At 46.1% G+C, this 21,158-nt stretch carries 12 protein-coding genes and 1 riboswitch; of the genes, 4 read left to right on the forward strand and 8 right to left on the reverse strand.

Annotated elements, in window-relative coordinates; all coding sequences use genetic code 11:
- Positions 1-7: 7 nt before the first annotated feature.
- The 3 genes from MKY66_RS25525 to MKY66_RS25535 form a co-directional block, all read right to left on the reverse strand.
- Positions 8-1,042: a cytochrome d ubiquinol oxidase subunit II gene (locus tag MKY66_RS25525; protein WP_076212671.1), complete on the reverse strand. Its 1,035-nt coding sequence runs from the start codon at positions 1,040-1,042 to the stop codon at positions 8-10.
- On the reverse strand, positions 1,039-2,385 hold the full coding sequence (locus MKY66_RS25530) for a cytochrome ubiquinol oxidase subunit I (protein ID WP_076212674.1): 1,347 nt from the start codon (positions 2,383-2,385) through the stop codon (positions 1,039-1,041). Before MKY66_RS25530 ends, MKY66_RS25525 begins: the two co-directional genes overlap by 4 nt.
- A gap of 384 nt (positions 2,386-2,769) precedes the next feature.
- Positions 2,770-5,616, reverse strand: a complete 2,847-nt coding sequence (locus tag MKY66_RS25535) for an ATP-binding protein (protein WP_076212677.1) — start codon at positions 5,614-5,616, stop codon at positions 2,770-2,772.
- Between the two features lie 344 nt (positions 5,617-5,960).
- Here MKY66_RS25535 and MKY66_RS25540 point away from each other — a divergent pair, with 344 nt between their 5' ends.
- Complete coding sequence (locus MKY66_RS25540) at positions 5,961-6,659, forward strand: response regulator transcription factor (RefSeq protein ID WP_036668013.1); 699 nt, start codon at positions 5,961-5,963, stop codon at positions 6,657-6,659.
- 49 nt (positions 6,660-6,708) lie between these two features.
- On the opposite strand, the gene MKY66_RS25545 is transcribed toward MKY66_RS25540, so the two are convergent.
- Positions 6,709-7,128, reverse strand: coding sequence for a hypothetical protein (locus tag MKY66_RS25545; RefSeq protein ID WP_076212680.1), 420 nt, complete (start codon positions 7,126-7,128; stop codon positions 6,709-6,711).
- Between the two features lie 242 nt (positions 7,129-7,370).
- On the opposite strand from MKY66_RS25545, the gene MKY66_RS25550 reads away from it, so the two are divergent.
- The 3 genes from MKY66_RS25550 to MKY66_RS25560 all read left to right on the forward strand — a co-directional run bounded on the left by MKY66_RS25550 (position 7,371) and on the right by MKY66_RS25560 (position 11,385).
- Positions 7,371-8,513, forward strand: a complete 1,143-nt coding sequence (locus MKY66_RS25550) for a virulence factor (RefSeq protein ID WP_047841582.1) — start codon at positions 7,371-7,373, stop codon at positions 8,511-8,513.
- Between the two features lie 147 nt (positions 8,514-8,660).
- Positions 8,661-8,875: riboswitch (Lysine riboswitch) on the forward strand.
- A 117-nt stretch (positions 8,876-8,992) separates the two neighbouring features.
- Complete coding sequence (locus MKY66_RS25555; RefSeq protein WP_076212683.1) at positions 8,993-10,474, forward strand: amino acid permease; 1,482 nt, start codon at positions 8,993-8,995, stop codon at positions 10,472-10,474.
- Between the two features lie 269 nt (positions 10,475-10,743).
- Entirely contained in the window at positions 10,744-11,385 is a 642-nt protein-coding gene (locus tag MKY66_RS25560) for a class D sortase (RefSeq protein ID WP_076212685.1), read from the forward strand.
- Positions 11,386-11,510: 125 nt separating this feature from the next.
- Here MKY66_RS25560 and MKY66_RS25565 read toward each other — a convergent pair whose 3' ends face one another.
- The 4 genes from MKY66_RS25565 to MKY66_RS25580 all read right to left on the reverse strand — a co-directional run bounded on the left by MKY66_RS25565 (position 11,511) and on the right by MKY66_RS25580 (position 21,049).
- Positions 11,511-16,022, reverse strand: coding sequence for a collagen binding domain-containing protein (locus MKY66_RS25565; protein ID WP_076212688.1), 4,512 nt, complete (start codon positions 16,020-16,022; stop codon positions 11,511-11,513).
- 151 nt (positions 16,023-16,173) lie between these two features.
- Positions 16,174-17,301: a transglutaminase domain-containing protein gene (locus MKY66_RS25570; RefSeq protein WP_076212690.1), complete on the reverse strand. Its 1,128-nt coding sequence runs from the start codon at positions 17,299-17,301 to the stop codon at positions 16,174-16,176.
- 201 nt (positions 17,302-17,502) lie between these two features.
- Entirely contained in the window at positions 17,503-19,896 is a 2,394-nt protein-coding gene (locus tag MKY66_RS25575) for an S-layer homology domain-containing protein (protein ID WP_076212693.1), read from the reverse strand.
- A gap of 226 nt (positions 19,897-20,122) precedes the next feature.
- Positions 20,123-21,049 (reverse strand): alpha/beta hydrolase, encoded by a 927-nt coding sequence (locus MKY66_RS25580; RefSeq protein ID WP_256704268.1) that lies wholly within the window; start codon positions 21,047-21,049, stop codon positions 20,123-20,125.
- Positions 21,050-21,158 lie beyond the last annotated feature (109 nt).

Genomic DNA, 21,158 nt, shown 5'->3' on the forward strand with positions numbered 1-21,158 from the left:
AACAGACTCATCCTTTCTTTTTACCAGAATTACCGCGCACATAATTGGCATCAAACAGGAACAGCTTCATAATCAGCACAAGCGAAGGAATGAGCACGAGTAACCCCAGACTAAACGCTGTAATGAGCGCAATCCCCATCGTACGATTCGTAAAGCTGTCGTAAATATTGATGTAAGGATACAAAATGTACGGGAGGTGGGATCGCCCATAACCATACCAGGCAAAGGCAAACTGAAGCATGACAGCAACAAAGCACCAACCTAGATATTTACTTTTCCACACCAGCGACACGGCAATGACAAAACAAATAAACGAAGCGATGAACATCCACGAAATATTCACCATCTGCTCAAAGTGTGCGGGATTCTGTTTGTTAATCTGCAGAAAAGCCAGAAAGCTTGCAAAAATGGTAGGCAAACTCCAGAGCAGCGCGTACTCTCGAAGCACCTCATATGCCGGCTCATCCCCTGCCCGTTTTGCATAATAGGATAGAAACATCGCCGAGATGTACAGCACACTGACCAGTGCAAGCAAAACAACCGACCAGGTATAGGGATTCGTCAAAAATTCACGCCAGCGAAAAAACACCTGATCGCCCACCTGCTCAATGATCCCGCCTTCGGATATCGCCAAAATGGTGGAAAATACCGCCGGAATCAGCAATCCCGTCGCTCCGTACAATGCCATATAGATCCGGCTGTTCTGCCCATGATTTCCATAGGTATTGTAGGCGTAATACACGCCTCGGATCGCAAGTAGTACAATGGCCAAGGAACCCGGCACCAGCAAGGCTGTCCCGTAATAAAAGGCGCTGTCCGGATAAAATCCGACCAGTCCAACCACAAAAAAGATCAGGAACACATTCGTCACTTCCCACACGGGAGACAGGTAGCGCTGAATGATGTTATGAATTTTGTTCTCGTGCCCGGTCAATATGCTGTAAAAGCTGAAGAACCCGGCGCCAAAATCAATCGAAGCAACGATCAGGTAACCGAATAAAAACGTCCACAATATTGCGATGCCTGCAATTTCGAAACTCAATGCACGATCCCTCCTTCAAGCCCCAGCGTCTCCAGTTCCTTCTCTGCTTCCTTGTTGCGGAACAGCTTGCTGAGTACGCGAATGCACGAGAAACACAGGATCAGATACAGCAAGATGAACAACACTAACATCCATCCTACCGAAGTTGACGTCGTGGCTGCTTCCGACACCTTCATATACCCGCGCAAAATCCAAGGCTGCCTGCCAACTTCAGCAAACATCCACCCCAGCTCGATGGCAATCATGGCCAGAGGCCCCAGCAGGACAATGCCAAGCAGCAGCCATTTGGGATAGGGCTTGCGCCCTGGTAACCACCGCCGCAGTACATATAACACAGGAATCATCAGGATGATCACTCCGGTTGTGACCTTCAGGTCGAACATATAGTGAATAGACAATGGTGGCCTCAGATCCGCAGGATACTCTTCAAGACCTTTCACTTCTGTATCGGGACGATTACCTGCCAAAATACTAAGAGCATAAGGAATCTCAATGGCGTATTTCACCTCATTGTTCTCATCCAGAATCCCCCCATAGACGAGTGGTGCCTCTTTCATCGTCTTAAAATGCCATTCTGCAGCAGCCAGCTTCTCAGGTTGATACTTCGCCAGGAATTTACCCGAGGAATCGCCGATCATGACAGTGCTGATGGCAAATACGAGCGCAGATACCGTCGTGAGTTTCAGTGCTTTTTTGTAATACACATGATCTCGTCCCCGAAGCAAACTGAAGGCGGCTATGCCCGCCAGGACACCGGCACTCAAGGTGTACGAGGAAGCGAGTACATGGGACACTTTGGTTGGCGTTGCCGGATTCAACATGGCAGCAATTGGATGAATGTCCTTCATGATGCCATTAATCAGGGTGAATCCCTGAGGCTGGTTCATGAAGGAGTTCACCGTTGTAATGAAAATCGCAGATGCAGATGAGCCGAGAGCTACCGGAATCAACAGCAGCATATGCGTATATTTCTTTTTGAAACGATCCCACGTATAGAGGTAAATCCCTAGAAAGATCGCCTCTATAAAAAAGGCAAACGTCTCCATGAACAGTGGCAGGGCAATTGCCTGACCCGCTACCCGCATAAACATCGGCCACAGCAGACTAAGCTGTAATCCGATCGAGGTGCCTGTAACGACGCCAACGGCAACAGTGATGACAAAACCTCGTGCCCATCGGCGTGCCAGCAAGGTGTAATGCATATCATTGGTTCGGAGTCCTCGCCACTCGGCCAAGGCAATCATAAGTGGAACACCTACACCAATAGAGGCAAAAATAATGTGCACAAACAGGGTAAGGCCGGTTAGTATCCGGCTGAGCAAAACAGGGTCCAGGGATGACATGGTTACACTCCTCTTTCACATAATCGTTATGTACGACAGCAGTTACTCTGCTTGAACACGTATCTCAATAACTCATAATTCGGATGATGCTCTTCACAACGGCATACAGCACAACCACAGCTGCAACCAGACAGACGATAATGAGTGTTTTCTCTTGTTTACGGAACATATACCTGCCGTCCTCCTTTTGCATGGGATGCAAATTATGGCTCTATAGACAGTTTGCAAAAGAAGTTGTTTTTTTATCCGGGGAAATTGAAAAACAAAAAAAGCCTTTCCCCTTATCACGCTCACGCGTTGAAGGGCAAAGGCTCTATCCGTAGGTCTCGTACATAAACATTATTCATAAAAAAGTGAAATACATTGCTTCATCCATCAATAGATTTACACCAATACGTCCTGCTTGGGCAGTCGAACCTTGAACGTACTTCCTTTGTCCGGTGCAGATATAAAAGTCAGCGTACCCATGTGATCCTCTACAATTTTACGGGAAATGTACAACCCGATTCCTGTTCCACCAATCTGCCGATGATCCGAATTATCAACCCGATAGAATTTGTTGAACAGCATGTCCTTCTCTTGCTCCGCAATACCTATTCCGTAGTCACGCACATCAAGACATAACCATTCCTCTTCTTCCCATAACGTAACATCAATACGATCGGCTCCCGGAGAATACTTAACTGCATTGCCCACCAGATTATGCAGAACCTGAACCATCCTGTTCTGGTCAGCATAAGCAAAGAAGTCTCCATTAAACGTATGCACGTAGATCCGTTGGGCAGACTTCATATTCCACTGTTCGGCAACCCCTTCTACCAACTCCACCAGCGGTACATACGTCATGTGGTAAGTCATACCTTCGTTGTCGAGGCGCTGAATATCGAGTACATCATCGAGCAAACTGCTCAGCCGCTTGCCCTCCGAAGAGATGGTCTGCATGAATTCCCGCTGTTGAGCTGCCGGAAGGTCATACATCATCATTAATTCCACATATCCCATAATGGTGGCTACAGGCGTTCGAAGTTCATGAGATACCACACTGATCAGCTCATTTTTCATCCGATCCAGCCGTTCTTCTCCTGTCCGGTCACGGAACACCAACAGAAACCCATGATTTTTACCCGGGACATCCATCTGCTTCATGTACAAGGAAAATACACTTTTATCCACATTATTGAATATAAATTCGGTCTCGATAAACGCCGTTTCTCCATTCAGGAATGCTCTCGTCTGTTCCATCAGATTGAAGTTGTCCGTTAATACCATCGTATCAATCGCCTGCGCCAAATCCTCAATGGATCTGCCCATAAAATCACCTAAACCAAACATCTCTTCTATCCTTCGGTTGACGATGGTTATGGTCCCTGATCGATCAGACATCACGAGCCCTTCCCGTACGGATTCAATGAATTGCTCACTGATATCTCGCTGTTCCTGGATGGCAATCTTCTCATTGAACAACTCCGAGTTCAGCTTCTCCAGCGCAAGGGCATGACGTACACGATCTTCTTCTGCTCTGGTCCGCTCGGTAATATCCTTAATGAATAGGTTATATAATGTCTCATTTTTGCCCAACTGGATCTCAACAATTTTGTACTCGATGGGAAAAACGGAACCATCCCTTCGGATACCTGAAATTTCTTCAACGATAGTGTATCTTTTACCTTCAACATATTCATATCGCTCCAGCAAATTCTTGATCTCCTTGCAGCTGGCCCCTTGAAAAAGAGATGGTGCTTCCTTGTGCAGGATCACTTCTTCCCGACGCAATCCAAACATTCTTTCGGCCTCCGGATTAAACTCAACGATCAGCCCATTGGAGTCCACAGCGATAATCGCATCTATCGACGATTCAATAATGGCACGTTTGACTTCTTCACTATTCTTGAGTTCCTTGGTCCGCTCTATGACCCTGTCCTCCAGCGTTAACTTATCGTGACGAATCTGTTCAAATTGTTCCAGCAGTACATCAGCCATTTTACGCAAATTACCAATAAGAATCTGCACTTCAGTTACATGGCTCGTTGGCCACTCCATCTTCCCATTTCGAAACAGCAACCTCGGAAGAGAACCTGTCATCCTGGTTAGTCTTAACAGTGGACTAACAACCTTACTGCTGAGAGGAGCCGCTACGATCATGGAAGCCACAATGATGATGAACAGGGATTGCAGCGTGGTAAGATAGATCGATTCTATTCGAGGATAATACTTGGTTGAGCTGGTCTCAATGAATACCCGATAAGGTGTTACAGCTGTCATCTCCGCTTCATAGATGAAAGATGCCTGTTTCCAGTGATTCAATACATCACTGTAATGGATATTTGCGGAACTTAACAGAAAAAGGTTCTCCCTTGATTTCAGAAGACGGAATCTGTCCATGTCCAGGTAATCGCCTGCTTGAAGTGTATTCAATCCAGAAGCGACGACTGTATCATTCCGATCCAGCAGAATCACATTCACACCCAGTAGATGATGATAACGCGCCATATTTTGATCCATATTCTCGGAGGTTACATACTCTTCATCAATGTCCTGAACAACCGCAGTCGCTGCATATTTCATATCACGTAATATGGCATCATTCATTTGACCCAATTGTCTGCGGCTATCTGCGGATAACAGTACGAGAGAAACAAATACGACAAAGGCGACTACGTATTTAAACGCAATTCTTGTTAGTGGAATGGTTCCCATCAGCTTGGATTTGTGTTCACCCGTAGTAATCCAGAAGTCCACCACAATACCCGCGATCAACGCATTCACCATACCAATCACAGCAATATACATATACTCATACTTCAAATCGTCTATATTTAAACCCAACATAAAATGCCCGGCATAGATAACAGGAAGTAACATGACTACCCAAAAGACAGCATTAGCCTTGATTAAGCTGCCATTCTTCCAGCGGATCTGCCAAACGAGCATCCAGATTAATTCCAAAAAGTGGGCAAGCATTACAGTTAAATTGTGCGGCACAAAGCCGACAAAAACGGTATTCAGCAGATGGATGACTGTAAGGGTGACAAAACCATAGATGGCCCCATGCAAACGAAGAGCAACGAGTGCTGCCGCGCTACCAATCATAAACTGCACACCATAAAATAAGGTAAGTGGAAAAATAGTACTTAGTGAGCCAAGAATGATCAGTATGCTGGTTCCAAACCATGGTATCCTTAGCTTCAGTACGACCCACTCCAGCAGCTGTTTTGCCTTTATAAGATCCATAAGCAATTGCCCTCATGGATCATTTTTTCTTCTGTTTTCAACAACAACGTTGGTTCCCCCTATAAACTTAAGCGGATACAATCTACTTTTTTTCCCCTCAAATCGTTCTGATCCATTATACTGTAATTAATACTTGGTGTAGCTTTGGGAAATTCTGATTGATCGGCAACCAAACTGCATTCATGCTAGAATATTGAAGTTCATTTCAAAATCTTATTTCTTCTCTACATATACATCCTATATTTTGGGATAGAAACATTAAAAAATTTGCGGCATTTATTCGCAATTCACCTTGTTTTTTTAGCATTTTCTTAACATATTATTTTCACCAGGAGTGTGACCCTATGACTATCAAAGTACTTCTTATAGAAGATGAGAAAAATCTGGCCGACATGATTGCTTTCTTTCTTGAGGAGGAGGGATACATCACTGAACGGGTTCATCATGCCCGCGAGGCACTTCAACTGTTTCCACAATTCCAGCCGGATATTGTTGTAACGGATCTCATGCTTCCTGAAATGGATGGAAATGATCTCGTAGAAGCCTTTCGCCAGCACTCCACTGTGCCCATTCTGATGATCTCGGCAAGCACCATGCTGAATGATCGACTTCGCGCATTGCATAATGGTGCGGATGACTTTCTGTGCAAACCATTTAGTTTGAAAGAGTTGGATGCCCGGATTAAAGCACTGCTGCGAAGATCAATCATTTCCTATAAGGATAAACCGGTAAAAGAAGACAAGCAGGCAGAGGTTACTGGACATGTGAATGTGAATGAGTACAGAAGAACTCTGTTTGTGGATGGCGTTGAAATCGAGGTCACTCATATTGAGTTTGAGATTATGAAGGAATTGTACCGCAATCCCGGTAAAGTGTTCACCCGAAATGAACTGATGGATCGGATCAAAGGCTCTGAACGCGCCTATCTGGATCGTACCATTGATGTTCATATCTCAAGTCTGCGTAAAAAAATTGAGCCTGACCCCAAGAACCCACGTTATATTAAAACGGTTTGGGGAACAGGCTATAAATATGTGATCTAATACGATCGTAACGATTAAAAAGTTAAACATCTTTGGCCATATCCCTCTTTTATCTCATGGATAAGATGGGTGGTATGGCTATTTCTGATTTGTGAACAGACGAAGAAAGCAACCAACTTTCCATATCCTTGATTAGTTGATTCGGGTCTTGCTCGTTCCAGAGAATCATCTTCATCTCACCTGTACCTGTAATCTCTTGCAGGTGACGCTTCCGAATAAGGGATTGGAAATCCGTAATGACCAGTAACGGAAGTTGTGGCATAAAAGCCCGAATGGCGTTTGCTGCTGACACCGCTTCTTCGGCAACTTGATAATCAACAATACAGTAACGGGCATTTTCCCAACTTCCCCGATGTGTTTCTATCGCAGAACCAGATGCTGAGTCCTCAAACCAGTTCCTGAACAATTGAATAATATTCTCATATGCAATACGACGTTTTCCATCCGAGAGCACGGTAATGGGTTCCATAGGTATAACCTCCAGTTGATTCTTATCTTTATTGTGCCAATTTTCGTTTAAAAATGTTTGTGCGTGAACATGAAAGAAGTGTTAACAAATTTCGTACTTCTTCACATTAAGTGTTAGAAAGGTCCCCTTCACTTCTGGATGATTTCGCAGATTCCTCACATTGATGTAAAATAGAGAAATACCCGTGTGATTTAATTTACGGGAAGTTATAGATGAATCTGGTACTATAGGAGGTTACACTGATGAATATTGTTTCCATTGAACCAACACCGAGTCCAAATACGATGATGTTACATCTCGATGAACGTCTGGAGGACGGAATTCGCAAAACATATACACTGGACAACGAACGATCTGCTCCGGCGTTCATTCGCCAGATGCTTCATATTCCCGGTGTAAAGAGTGTGTTCCACACAACAGACTTTGTCGCACTTGATCGTAAAGGAAATGCCGACTGGTCCGTTATCTTGGGCGAAGTCCAAAATCGCCTTGGACAGCAAGGCATTGATCTGGACTGGATTGAATCCGAAGATGGTTCAGGCGAGCACTTCGGAGAAGCACAGGTATTTGTACAATTCTTCCGAGGCGTACCGATGCAAATTAGAGTCAAGGCCGGGGTCAAGGAAGAACGAATCTCGTTGTCAGATCGTTTTGTCAAAGCCGTAACAGAAGTCGCCAGTGCAACGATGATCAAAGAACGCAAACTGAGTGATTACGGTGTTCGATATGGTGAATTGCCTGATATTGCACGTGAAGTCGAGCAGGAATTGGAAGCCGCTTACCCGCCGGAACGATTGGAGCAGGTCATCAAACAGGCGATTGAACATGGTACCAAATCCGAAGAGTTCGTCGAGCGCCGCCGTGAATTGGATGGAGCCGAACTTGAAGAGGCTCTGCGAAACGAGGACTGGAATGTTCGTTATGCGGCATTTGACGGCATGGAGCCTACGGCAGAAAGACTGCCTCTCGTAGCCCATGCCTTGCATGACAACAAAATGCAGATACGCCGCTTGGCTGTCGTATACCTGGGTGACATTCGTACACCGGAAGCGATGGAATTGCTGTATGAAGCACTCCAGGACAGTTCTCCTGCGGTACGCCGTACTGCCGGGGATACCTTGTCGGATATCGGTGATCCTGCCGCCACTCCAGCCATGACAGCTACGTTATCCGATAAAAGTAAACTTGTACGCTGGCGTGCAGCACGTTTTCTCTATGAGGTCGGAACTGAAGAAGCAGAGCAAGCGTTGCGAGTGGCAGCCGATGATCCCGAATTTGAAGTCAGCCTGCAGGCCAAGATGGCTCTGGAGCGGATCGAATCGGGCGAACAGGCCGCTGGAACGGTATGGCAGCAGATGGCTGGTCGTAACAAAAAAGAGGAATAGTCGTCTCTCAGACCTCACATCCAACAATTGTTATTGCACTGGAAAACCATGCGCGTTATACTGATTGTCTGTTTACTAAACAGGACACACGGTGTTAAGTTGTGTTGTTCATAATTTCATAGACAATAGATACACCTCATCCATTGATGGTGAGGTAGAGGTCGCGGGTGCGATCAGTACGCTGATGGAGGCGCTAAGGAGCCGCTTATGAGATCAGCCGAAAGGTGTACCCGCCGAAGCTTACTGGACGTTCCTTATACGGTCCGGTGAGCTGGGGCTGCTGTCGAAAGGCGCAGAACTGTCACGGAAGTACATTTCCTTTTATGGAGGTATGAATTCTTCTGTGTTGAGCTATCTTAATCATCTGGGACATGGTGCGGACATTGAAATATTAAAGACCGCAGGCTGATGCCTGTGGTCTTTTTGGTTATGAATTCAAGTATCGCAAACATCAGTATATCGAATGAAGGAGTGTTTCCATGCAAGACCGCAGCAACCCAACAACAACTGGACCTTCCCTGAAAAAAGGATTACGCGCACGCCATATGACGATGATCGCCCTCGGTGGCTCGATTGGTACCGGGCTGTTTCTCGCAAGTGGTACCGCCATCTCAACCGCAGGCCCTGGTGGAGCATTAATTGCCTATGCGGCCGTTGGCATCATGGTTTATTTCCTAATGACCAGCCTTGGTGAGCTTGCTACCTTTATGCCGGACTCCGGTTCATTTAATACGTATGCCGCACGTTTTGTCGATCCTGCTCTCGGGTTCGCCATGGGCTGGAACTTCTGGTACAACTGGGCGGTAACCATTGCAGCAGAGCTTGCTGCCGCTACAGTACTCATTAAATACTGGTTCCCCGACAGTTCGTCCATGTTATGGAGCTTACTGTTCCTCGTGCTGATCTTTTCCTTGAACGTGTTGTCCGTCAAAGGCTACGGAGAGTCCGAGTACTGGTTCGCCATTATCAAAGTCGCTACTGTTATCATCTTCCTGGCCGTTGGTGTGCTCATGATCTTTGGTATTATGGGCGGAGAGGCCGTTGGTTTCAGCAACTTCACCATCGGTGATGCGCCCATCCATGGCGGATTCTTCGCTGTGCTTGGTGTGTTCATGGCTGCGGGATTCTCATTCCAGGGTACCGAGCTTATCGGGGTAGCCGCCGGTGAAAGTGAAAACCCGCGCGAAAATGTACCTCGTGCAATTCGTCAGGTATTTTGGCGCATTCTGATTTTTTACATTTTGGCGATTACCGTGATCAGTCTGATCATCCCGTATACGCATCCGAATCTGCTCAAAGGTGATCTGGAAAATATCGGTGTCAGCCCGTTCACACTGGTATTTGAGAAAGCTGGCCTCGCCATTGCAGCTTCCGTCATGAATGCCGTTATTCTGACTTCTGTACTCTCTGCAGGTAACTCAGGCATGTACGCTTCGAGCCGGGTTCTCTATGCCCTTGCCCGTGACGGTAAAGCCCCGCGTTTCCTGGGCAAGCTGAATAAAAAAGGCATTCCAATGAATGCACTTTTGCTTACAACAGCCGTTGGTATGTTGGCATTCCTTGCCTCCCTGTTCGGCGATGGGATTGTGTACACCTGGTTGTTGAATGCATCCGGTATGTGTGGTTTTATCACTTGGCTGGGTATTGCTATCAGTCATTATCGCTTCCGTCGTGCATACGTTGCACAAGGCAGGGATCTGAGCGATCTGCCTTACCGTGCACGCTGGTTCCCGTTTGGGCCGATCTTTGCTTTTGTCCTGTGTATCATCGTGATCATCGGACAGAACTATCAGGCATTCACAGGTGATCAGATCGACTGGAGTGGAGCCATCGTTGCCTACTTGAGCGTACCCCTGTTCCTGGTATTGTGGCTCGGTTACAAATGGATCAAAAAGACCAAAGTGGTGCCGCTGCAGGAATGTGATTTCACACCTACGGATTCACCAACTGATAAGCACTAACGAAGAATCAGGTTGTTTCTGTCCTTTACGTTCTCATGTAAATGGTTAGTTTAACTTATACAGCTGATACAATTGACACTATATAATAATATCTCCCCGGGGCGTTGCAGTCTTCCTACTGTAGCGAAACGGGGAGGTTTTGTGTTGGATCGGCTCCCCCTTCGAACATTTCTGTACGTCCTTTCGTCCCTGTCCATATTTTGTATAGATCCGTAAGTAGAATAGAGAAAGGTATACTATTTTTCTTGGACAACGGGAGTTGATGTATAATGAAAAAATTCTCTATTCTGCTCGTTCTACTGGGCATCCTGATCATCAGCTTTCCTTTCCTGCGGGAAACGTATTATGACTGGCAGCAAACCCGTGTCATGAACGATCTGGAGCAATTGCAAAACGGCTTGTCTAAGCTTAATCACTCCTTCGAACAAGGCATACAGGATGTAGCTTCCGCCGAGCCGACTACGGATAGTACAGATACAGTGCAAGACGCCTCTTCGGATACGTTGGGGATACTATCGATTGACAAGATTGATGTCCGCTTACCGATTCTGGAAGGTGCAACGGAGGACAACATGAAGGTAGCTGCAACCCATCTTGTCGAAACCACTAGTATCGGTAACAAAGGTAATGCTGCCATAGCCGCTCATCGCGCCCACAAAAAAGGACGGCTGTTCAATCGTCTGGGAGAACTCCAGATTGGTGATTCTATGGAAGTCACCCTGGCAGATCGAACGATTATCCAATACAAGGTAGATCAGATATCCGTTGTGGAGCCAACTGACTTATCTGTGCTGGAGGATCCCGGGCTTGGACAGGTCCTTACCTTGATTACCTGTGATCCACTCGTCAATCCAACACATCGCCTAATTGTAAGAGCTATTGCAGTGAAACCAAATGTTACGGGGACCTGATCCTCCCTAAATATCACCAAAAAATACCCTCTAGCATATTCACACGTCGACGCTAAGTCTTCGTAGTGATTGCTAAAGGGTATTTCTATCTCACACGATGAATTTTAGATACTGCGTGTTTCGATCTAGCGATGAAGCTGTTGTCTGCGGCGGAAGTACATGAATCCCGCGCTACCTAGCGCCATCAGCATCATGCCCACAGCAGTGTAAGCCATTGTGCTCTCTTCACCTGTTTGTGGCAGCATTCCCTGAGATCCAGAATTTCCGTTTGGCTGTGATGCAGAATTTCCATTGCCCTGTGATCCATCTGTATCCGTTCCAGCAGGAGGTGCAAGTGCACCATCCCCATCCGGTGCATCTGTATCCCCAACTGGAGGTGCAGTATCGTCACCGTTCGAATCGCCTGGTGTCGGTGTCACTACCCCGGAATCTTCATCTGTCGGACTTTCGCTTCCTCCCCCAGACTCTGTAGGTTCAGTTACAACCGTGCCTGGAACCGACGGATTTGGTTTTCCTGGTTCCGGAGTTACTGGTTTCTCTGGATCTGGTGTTACACCCGTAGTAGGTGTTCCCGGATTATAAGGTCCACTAGACCCACCACCCGATACCGGGATAGCTTGATTCGTTTTTTCCACAACTACAGCTTCGGTTTGTATGTTCGTAATTTCAAATGGTACGGGTGTTGTTTCCAACATGTATCCGTTAGGCGCTTTTATTTCAACCAACTGATACTTATTGATATCCAAGCCTTCAAGTACAATTTCACCTTGTTGATTAGTTGTCAATGTAGCTTCATCCAGACCTGTTACCTTGTGGAACTCCCAATTCCCATTTGCATCCATCAATGCAGTTTGGGCCCGTAATTCAAATACAGCTCCTTGAAGGTACTGAGTTCGCCCCGCATTGGTTTTAATCAATTTCACAGAACGATCATTTTTTTTATTTTCAATGGTTATTTGAGTTTCCGGTTTGATAATAGATACAAGGGTCTCCGGCTGTTCAATAACAAAGCCTTCTGCCTTGGTCTCTACCAATGTATATGAACCATAATCCAAACCATCGAATTCAATGACCCCATTTAGGTCGGTTACTTTTGTATCGATGACACTGTTGGAACGATCACGCAATTCGAATTCAATTCCGCTTAATACGGACTGACCCTTGGCATTTACTTTGGTAACGACAAGTTTACCACCTGTACCCATTGCATTAGACTTCGTCAATGTAATACTCTCCGTCTGATTCTCTACAATGGTAAACGGAATTGGTGTAGCATCCAATTGATAAAACTCAGGTGCCACGACTTCTACCAGCTCATAATCCCCTGGCGACAGTCCACCTTTGGCGATCTTCCCATCTTCCCCTGTCGTTAACTCATCGATTTTCTCTCGCGTTGCGCCGTCCTTGGAGTACAATTCAAAAGTTGCACCCTTAAGTGTCTTGGAGGAGTCCACCGCATCTACCTTGGTTAATTCAAAGCCTTGACGAATCTTTTTATTTTCAATTTCAAAAGCGATATCCGCATCCTTAAATTCAATCATTTTACCTGAGGCAGAGCCATATTCAGGCTCAACCAAGTATCCTGCCGGTGCAGATAATTCTTTTAACTTATAAGGTATACCGTTGGTTAGATTGTTTAATCGATAGTTTCTGGAGCTTTCGACCACACCATTCTCGTCCGTTGGTTTCAATGTTTCCAGAAGCGTAGTTCCAGACGCATTATAGATTGCAAATATTGCACCCTCCAGCGGAACTCCTGTATCACTGACTTTGTGAATTCTGATTTTCCCCAGACCGGTAGAGGCTCCTCCACCTGCTCCAGCCAAGGAAACTTTGATTCCCGACTGATTACCTTCTCCGATTACCGAGGAAGATTGGCCTGCAAATTCAACCTTATTCTCAATTCGAGCGCCATGATCGGCATTAATATAAGACTGATATTCCAAAATGAATGCAGTATGAATATCTTTCTTGAAGGTGAAGGTAAATGTATTGCCCTCCACGTCCAATTCATAATCAGCCGGATCAACAAGTCCAGCTTTGGTGGATACATTGCCTGAATTGCTGGCAGGTAAATTGGTTGCATATAATTTCAATGAATCAGCCAATAGAATCTGGTTCTCTGACAAGGTATCTGTTAATTGATTACCCGCAGGAATGAAAGATTGACTTGGATTGATATTTACCGTCCATGATGCTTTGTCCGTTGTACCTTCTTGCTTTCCTGTTTTGCGGACGTATACACCACCGTTGGCAGGTGTAACACTGGCTGATCTATTAAATCGTATTGCACCACCCTCACCATCCGTCAGAACAGCCTGGTTGGCATATGCGCCTACGACAGAATATGGTCCATCCAGACTTGTTTGGTACTGAATGCGATAAGCCATTTTGCCCATGTTACCCAGATCTAACACAAAACCTTTACCGTCCGGGTTCAGCTGGAATTGACCAGGTGTGAGCGGAACCTCGCTACCTACAGCAGTAACATTATTGGCTCCCTGTAACTCTAACTCATGAACCTTCAATGAGCCGTCTACGAAAGTTTGGTCTCCAGTGTAAGCATCCTTAAGGATTGCATCCTGAATATCAAACAAATTGTAGTTTACATCGATTGTCCAGGTGATCTTTTTATCTTTGGCGCTATATTCACCCTTTTTGTTACCATTTTGAATCGTGTAGTCTTGCGGTTTGACCGCAGCAGATTTTGTAATCGCAGTCTGTTTTACATCAGACTCTTCCCAATCGATCTTGGCCGAGTTGCGATATTCATCATTCGTTGGCATACCTGCTGTCGGATCAAAGCTTGTCTTGTAAGTAATAACATGCTCCGTACTGAGCGTTACCCCGTCCTTCAAGCGAAGTGAGAATCCTTTTTCATACGTTGGATCAGCCGGGTCTGTAGTCAGTTCAAAGTCGCCTTTGTTAACACCGCTCACTTGAAGACTACCCGGAATCAGTTTCATATGTCTACCTTCGTAATTGTCGGTGATGACGATATCCGTCATGTCCTGCAAATCACGGTTCACAACCATCTGCCATTCAATTTCTTTTGTGTTGAAGTTTTCACTTTTTACACTCTTTGCAAAAATGACTTCCTGAATGTCTCTCCGGCCTGTTTTGGAAGTACCATCATACATGTTCACTGTGTTCGTAATGGTGTCGTTTGTATAAACACGATGAATGGATTGTGTATCATATTCGATCTCATAGGCCTTTGTAATATCATTCTTAAAATGTAATCTGAAGCCATCATCGAACCCTGTACCCATCGCTTCGAGTGTGTATTCATTCGGATTGATCAGTGTTCTGTTCGAAGCCGCTCCACTTGCATTAATGTCCACTTGATACACTTTGACGGAATTGTTGATCAGTTGCTGTTTTGCCGTATCAAAGCGGTCTTCAATCCATGCATTCGTTTGCATGATTTCTTGCTGATTGTAGTTATATTGCACTTTCCATGTGATCGTCTGTGTCACCGGATCATACGCACTATCTTGCCCTGACTTGTTCAAAGGCTCATTAAAACTCACACGAACTCGGCCAATATCTGTTTCGTTGTGCTCGCTCTGATCTGTTGTAAGCGCAACCTGATTTTGATACTCCACGTTGGTGAACGGAGCAGTGGTTGGTGCTTTAACACTTGTCGTGTAAGTCACACGGTAGGCCTTATCTGTGTCTCCCAATTGAATTGGAAACTGTGATTCTGTGCGTACCCCTGAACCTTCTTTAACAGATCCATTCAATTGCACTTCCAATTCGCGAATTTCGATATTGCCCTTGAGCTCTAGCTCTGCCGGGAACGTGTCTGCAAGAACAGCATTTTTCATAGCCTTCTCGCCTTGGTTAAAATCTACGGTCCATTTAATTTCATCCGAGTTGAAGTTGTTTTTGTTTGCGGTTCCCGATTTCTTTAACTTATCTATGGCTGTGTTGGCAAAGTGCACATCAATGATGCCCTGCCCTACGGAACTAAAGTCTATCTGTTGTTTCAAACCATCTTCCATCTTGCTCTCATCGAACTTAATCCACACGTAGAAGTTGCCTTCCAGCTTCGCATGCTCGATCAGTTCATTAAAGGTAAAGATGATTGTGCCATCTGGATTCACCACATACTCCCCTACACCGCCATCCAGATTACCCTTAAGCTGCGATCCGATGATGAATTTATCGGGCAAGTTAAAGGTGAACGTAGAGCCATCGCTGTAGTTGTGGTTGTCATCTGCAAGTCCCCATGCAAAGACTACAGCCACCTCATCCTGAATGCGTGGTCGAATATCCTCAATTTTATCTCCTTTGACTTCGATCGTGCCATTCCCATTGTCTTCTGGCTCCTGATTGTACATCTGCACACTGGTAATCAATTGATCTGTAATTACCGGACCTGCAGCTGCCACTGCTATACTGCTCTGGTTGAGGTTTCCCTCCCCCTCTTCTTCCGGAGTGGCAGCAACGTCAACGTTGTTGACCTCTTCCGAACCTGCCAAACCTTCTTCTGATGTTGTATCGCTGATTGCACTGGCTGGCAAATTAGTTAATTCATCCTGAGCATGCATTGTTGGTGTAAATATCCAACCCTGCACCATTTGCGTGACCAGTAACAGAGCAATGATCACTATGCTCACTTTTTTCCTCATTGTTTGCATATCCTCCTCGTACGTAGTGTTGGCATACGCCGAAGATTAGAATAGCAAAGCGACATATACAAAAAATAGACAACACTAAAATCCTCGCTTTTGAACACAAAAAAGGATACTCCTCAAGCGGAGCATCCTGTTCAAATGGTTGTTATAGTGTCCAGTTAATTTTGACGCGCAAATCCGCAGTACCTTCCATTTTGGACACATAATAAGATATCGATTTCATGCCAAGCTGGTACAAATCCTGCAAATCTTCAATCAGTCCAGCCTCCGTACCCTTGTACCTAAACGTGAGCGAGGTTCCGCCTTCCTTCAGCTTACTCTGAACTTTGGTCTTCAGCGCAGCATGGCCTTTAACAGCGTCCTGTTCATCATACAGGGAATAGTCCAGAGCGTGGTACAGCTTCTGATAGGCAGCCTTTTTGCTATCTCCAGCCTTCACCAGCTTCAGTAAAGCTTCCCGATATGGGGCTGGCGCAGCAGGGTACTTGCTTTTGCCTGTCCAGATATGGTCACGTGCCATCTCATCATCACTCAGCAAATAATAGCTGTGGCTAACCTTCCCTTTGCGGTCAGGGGTAGGATCATCCCAGGTCGTGTCCATGTGATACCACTTGCCGTCCAGGTTCACGATATTCCAGGCATGAAGCTGCCCGCCCGCTGTACCTTCCACAATCCGGTTATCGATACCTACTCGCTCCAGCATCCGATATGCCAACAGTGAATATCCCTGACAGACGGTACTGCCTGTAACAAGCCCGTCATAGGCCGTATATTTCTTCAGAGAGGTATCGTAGGAAAGGTTAAGCACAATCCAGTCATGGATGACCTTGACCTTCTCATGATCCGTCATGCCGGGTTTAATGATTTCTTTCAACACGTTTGTGACTTTACGATTCACATAATCGGTCTGCTCCTTGGTCTCCCGATAGGAGAGAGTCACATGCACCTCAGCCGACACATTGGAGCCTTTATAATTAAATGCATAACTTTTAACGGTATATTGGATATAGGGGTCACTCTTCATTGCCTCATCGATGGAGGTTTGTAATTGTTTTTTGAGGCCTTTCACATTGCCTTTGTATGTAAAAACAAGTTCCTCCGTTCGCTGTGACATTGCGGTAAGCAAGGTCTGGCGCAAATCTGTTGCCGTGGATATATCTGATGTTCCTGATGCAGCATACAGTTGATCCAGATCAACCGTACGTGGTAATGCTACAGCAATCAGACAGCCTGCCAGCAGTATGGTGATAATTCGTTTCCCGTTCTTACCCATGAAAGGAACCCACCCTTCTTTGCAAAGTTCTCACGCCCTATTGTATCACAAAAGGCTCTGTCGTCATTCTTCTAGTTTTGTCAAAGCAAATCAAAAGAGACCTTCTATGGAAGGTCCCTTTGATCTTCAGTTCAATCAATCACGATAAACCGTTATCTTCATCCTATGATCCGCTTGCGCATGATATGTGTGATTCCTCGTCTAATACAGACGATTACCACTCATAAACGTATCTGTCTTACCTTGAAGCTTCGCCAGCCGTTCCAATACCTGTGACGCTTCAGCTACCGTCACTTTGCGTGCAGGCATGAATCGTCCTTCAATGGAAGGAAGCAATCCCAGCTTCAAACTCAGGGAAACCGCTCCCTTACTCGTAATGGCACTGGCATCCGCAATGTTGGGAAGATCCGATGGCAATGTGTAGAATCCAGCCAGCTTCTCATAGCGTAAAATACGTACAAGCAGCACTGCCAATTCTTCACGTGTCATCTCTTCCTGCGGATTTAAATTCTGTTCAGGGTCCGCTCCGGCAAGCCAGCGCTGATCGATTAATGCCCGAACTGCCTTATAATACGGGCTGTCAGGTGTCACATCAGCGTATAACTTGTCATCTCCGTCACCACTGTAGTACAGATCCATATTTGGATTAATCGCTCTTGCCAGATAGTTAAACCAATCTCCCCGGGTGATCACACGATCCGGGAATACGCGTCCCTGTTCATCAGCAAGCAATACGCCATGTTGTGTCATATTGCGTAGAGCTGCTTCGGCCACATGACCCAAGATATCCGTAGGTTCGCCCTTGGTTGCAGAGCTTGTGTCCCCGTATAAAAGCTTCCACTCTCCTGTGTTCGCATCCAGCGCTTCATAGTTGCCATAGATCGAATTCTCATCACGTGTAGGTATATAAGCAAGGTTCACCCCCGCCGGGATGACTTGACCACCGTTCATACCATATCCGCCATAACGGGAATATGCGAGGATCAGCTTGAACTCCTCCAGATAGAGTGCCTTGGCCTCTTCATAACTGATAGCTGGTTCTTTCTCTGCTGGCAGTTGTTCAGGCGTTGCGGCAATACGCGTATAGAATTCGTTAATCGTTCCGTTGTTCAGCACCTGTACTTGTGCCGTGTCATCCTTAACCGGAATTCCGTTCAGGTAACGCTGGAACATAAAGATACGTGCATCATCTACCTCAATGACGTTAGATAGGCGGAACTGCTCCGTTGCATCTGGAACTAGCGCAATCACTGTGTCCATCGCCAGTTTCTCAGCCTGTTTCCGGGTTACCAATTTGCCTGCCTTCTCCTCAGCCGGCTTCTCCTGTTCCATCTCCGGTCCGATTCGTTGCATCATCGTATAACTGTAGATCTGTCCAGTAACTGCATCTACCTGTGCCGAGATATCCCGCATGAACATATAGGACATATTGGCACTTCGATCGCTCCAGCTCAGACTCCATACCTGATTGTTCGGACTTGCATATAATCCCTTGCTTAACTGGCTGTGCTCCAGCTTGTAACCCTTGGGAATATCAAAGTTCGTAGTCACCCGATTGGCGGCCTGCTGTACATTTAACCTCGTACCATTGGTCGGGACAAACGGAGTTACATCACCTTTCAACTTCGTATCCTGCTGCAAAGAATCTTCATCTACAGCTTTACCGGTTAATGTATTAATTCGTTCCAACGTATTGGCTTCAATCGGAACGATACTGATAGTCTTTGGTGTGTAGCCAAGATAATACTGCTGACCTTGTTTGGAAGACAGACGATCTTTGGAGATATAGGCCAGCTCCACATCGAACTGTTCTTCAAACTGCTGTCTCGCCTTCTCTTCCGAAGCTGCCGGTTTCGATGAAGGATACTTCGCTGAGGTAGTACCTCGTGAGTAACCTGTCACCAAACCACTTTCATCCACATTTATGTAGACTGTCTCTGCGTCAGATAATAACCCGTCATGCTTCAACTGGTAACCGTATCGATACTCTGTTCTGCCAAACAATGACTCTTGTTCGATGGAAGAATACAGATCTCCAAGCGGAGCATATTCACTGTCCTTAAGACCTGGAATCGCTTGGTACAACAGTGCCACGGCCTTTTCTTCAGCTTGAGCTTTGGTTAACTTCACACCTGATTCCGAGACATGTTTATCCAGGATATCCGACGGCAAATGTACACTTAACACTTCCCCTGTGCCTGCATGTACGGTTGCATTGAATCCTGACGTATGATTGCCTTGCGTAATCTGGAACCCGATCTCCCATGCCTTGTAGTCTGGCGGTGGATAAGAATTAGGTGAATCGAATCGTGCAGATGAGATCGTTGCTTTCTTTAACAAAGGAAATAGCTTCAGTATATTTTCACTGGCTTGCCTGGATGAGATTTTCGCTCCCTCGGGCACGTCATTGCTCGTTGCGTCTAGTTGTTCATTTTCCCCCGTTGTCGCTTCAGTCAACTGTTCTGCTTGCGCGGCTGATGCACTGCCTGCAAAACCTGGTGTTTGCGAAGCAAGTAACAGTGTTGCCATCGCTGCCGTTGCAGCTTTCGCTGTGAACATTTTGAAACGTACATTAAACTTCCAATTCAAACTCAAATCTGGACCTCTCCCTTCAATTTCATACAAAGATGCATAGCAAATAACCTCGCATGAATATTGCCAGTCTATTCTATGATACCATAAGCTTCCTTTTTAAACGTCGTTTTCGGGGCAATTTTACAAATGTGAATTTCTGCATATTGCTAATAACAGCAAAAAAACACCAACTACGTTGGCGTTTTATCTGTTAGCCTGCACTCTTATGTAGGCTGATTCTATCTTTTTAACTACTCGCTATAGACGAATCGTTCGACTTCTTCTGACCTTGGACATGAGTTTTCAAAAAGGGAATAACGGTATCCCAGAAGGCGGGATCTTCCTCGGAACAACTGTGTCCTCCGCTGTTGACCCATAGCTGTTCTACAGGTGGATCGGCTTTGGACATAAAATATTCAAGCTCACTCGGGGGAATGAAATTATCTCCCTTGGAGTGCACCATAAGCATCGGCAGTTGCATCCCCCTGCGCCGTTCATTCAGCATGATCACCGGATCACGCTGACGATAAGATTTCAGAGATTCACCCAGTCGCCAGAACCAGATTCTCGGAATTAACTGGGCCAGTGGAAACAAGGGCAGCCGTCGGCGTCTCAGCTCTGAACTGACGATTACCTCAAATTGCGATGGCATCGAGTCCGTAATCACTGCTGATACAGGAATTCCCTCCGTCACTGCAAGAATCGTACCTAGTCCACCCAAAGAATGTCCAAGCACTCCGATGGCATCCGCATCAATCTCTGGTCGTGCAGTCGTATACTGCAACGCCGCGAGCAGATCATCTCGGAACAAGTAGGCAGATGCAGCACGAACCGGATCACTGGCTCCGTGGCTGCGGACATCATACATAAACAGGGCATATCCTGCTTCCCAGATCGGCCGTGCATAACGAAGAACACGGGAGCGATTGGAGCCCCAGCCATGTGCAATAATAACGAGCGGCCATGGTTTCGGAATGTCGGCTCTGGCAGGGATGAACCAGCCATGCACCCGACCTCCCCCACTGTCAAAGGTCACATCCTCAAATGGCATTGGGGGTGTGAGTGTGATTGGAATCTTCTTGGGTGTCTGGCTCTTTACCGCTGCCTTCCATAATCCACCTGCCGTTACTGCGGCCACGGCGAGCATGCCGCCTATCATTGTTTTAGCTTTCACAGGGCATCTCTCCTCTCCGAATTCTGGCATACATCCATCATAAAACAATAGAATGAACGGCACGTTAAGCGACATGGGTTTTTATGATAAAGATTAATCCAACAACTAA

The sequence above is a fragment of the Paenibacillus sp. FSL R5-0766 genome (assembly GCF_037971845.1).
In the GTDB taxonomy this organism is placed as follows: Bacteria; Bacillota; Bacilli; order Paenibacillales; family Paenibacillaceae; genus Paenibacillus.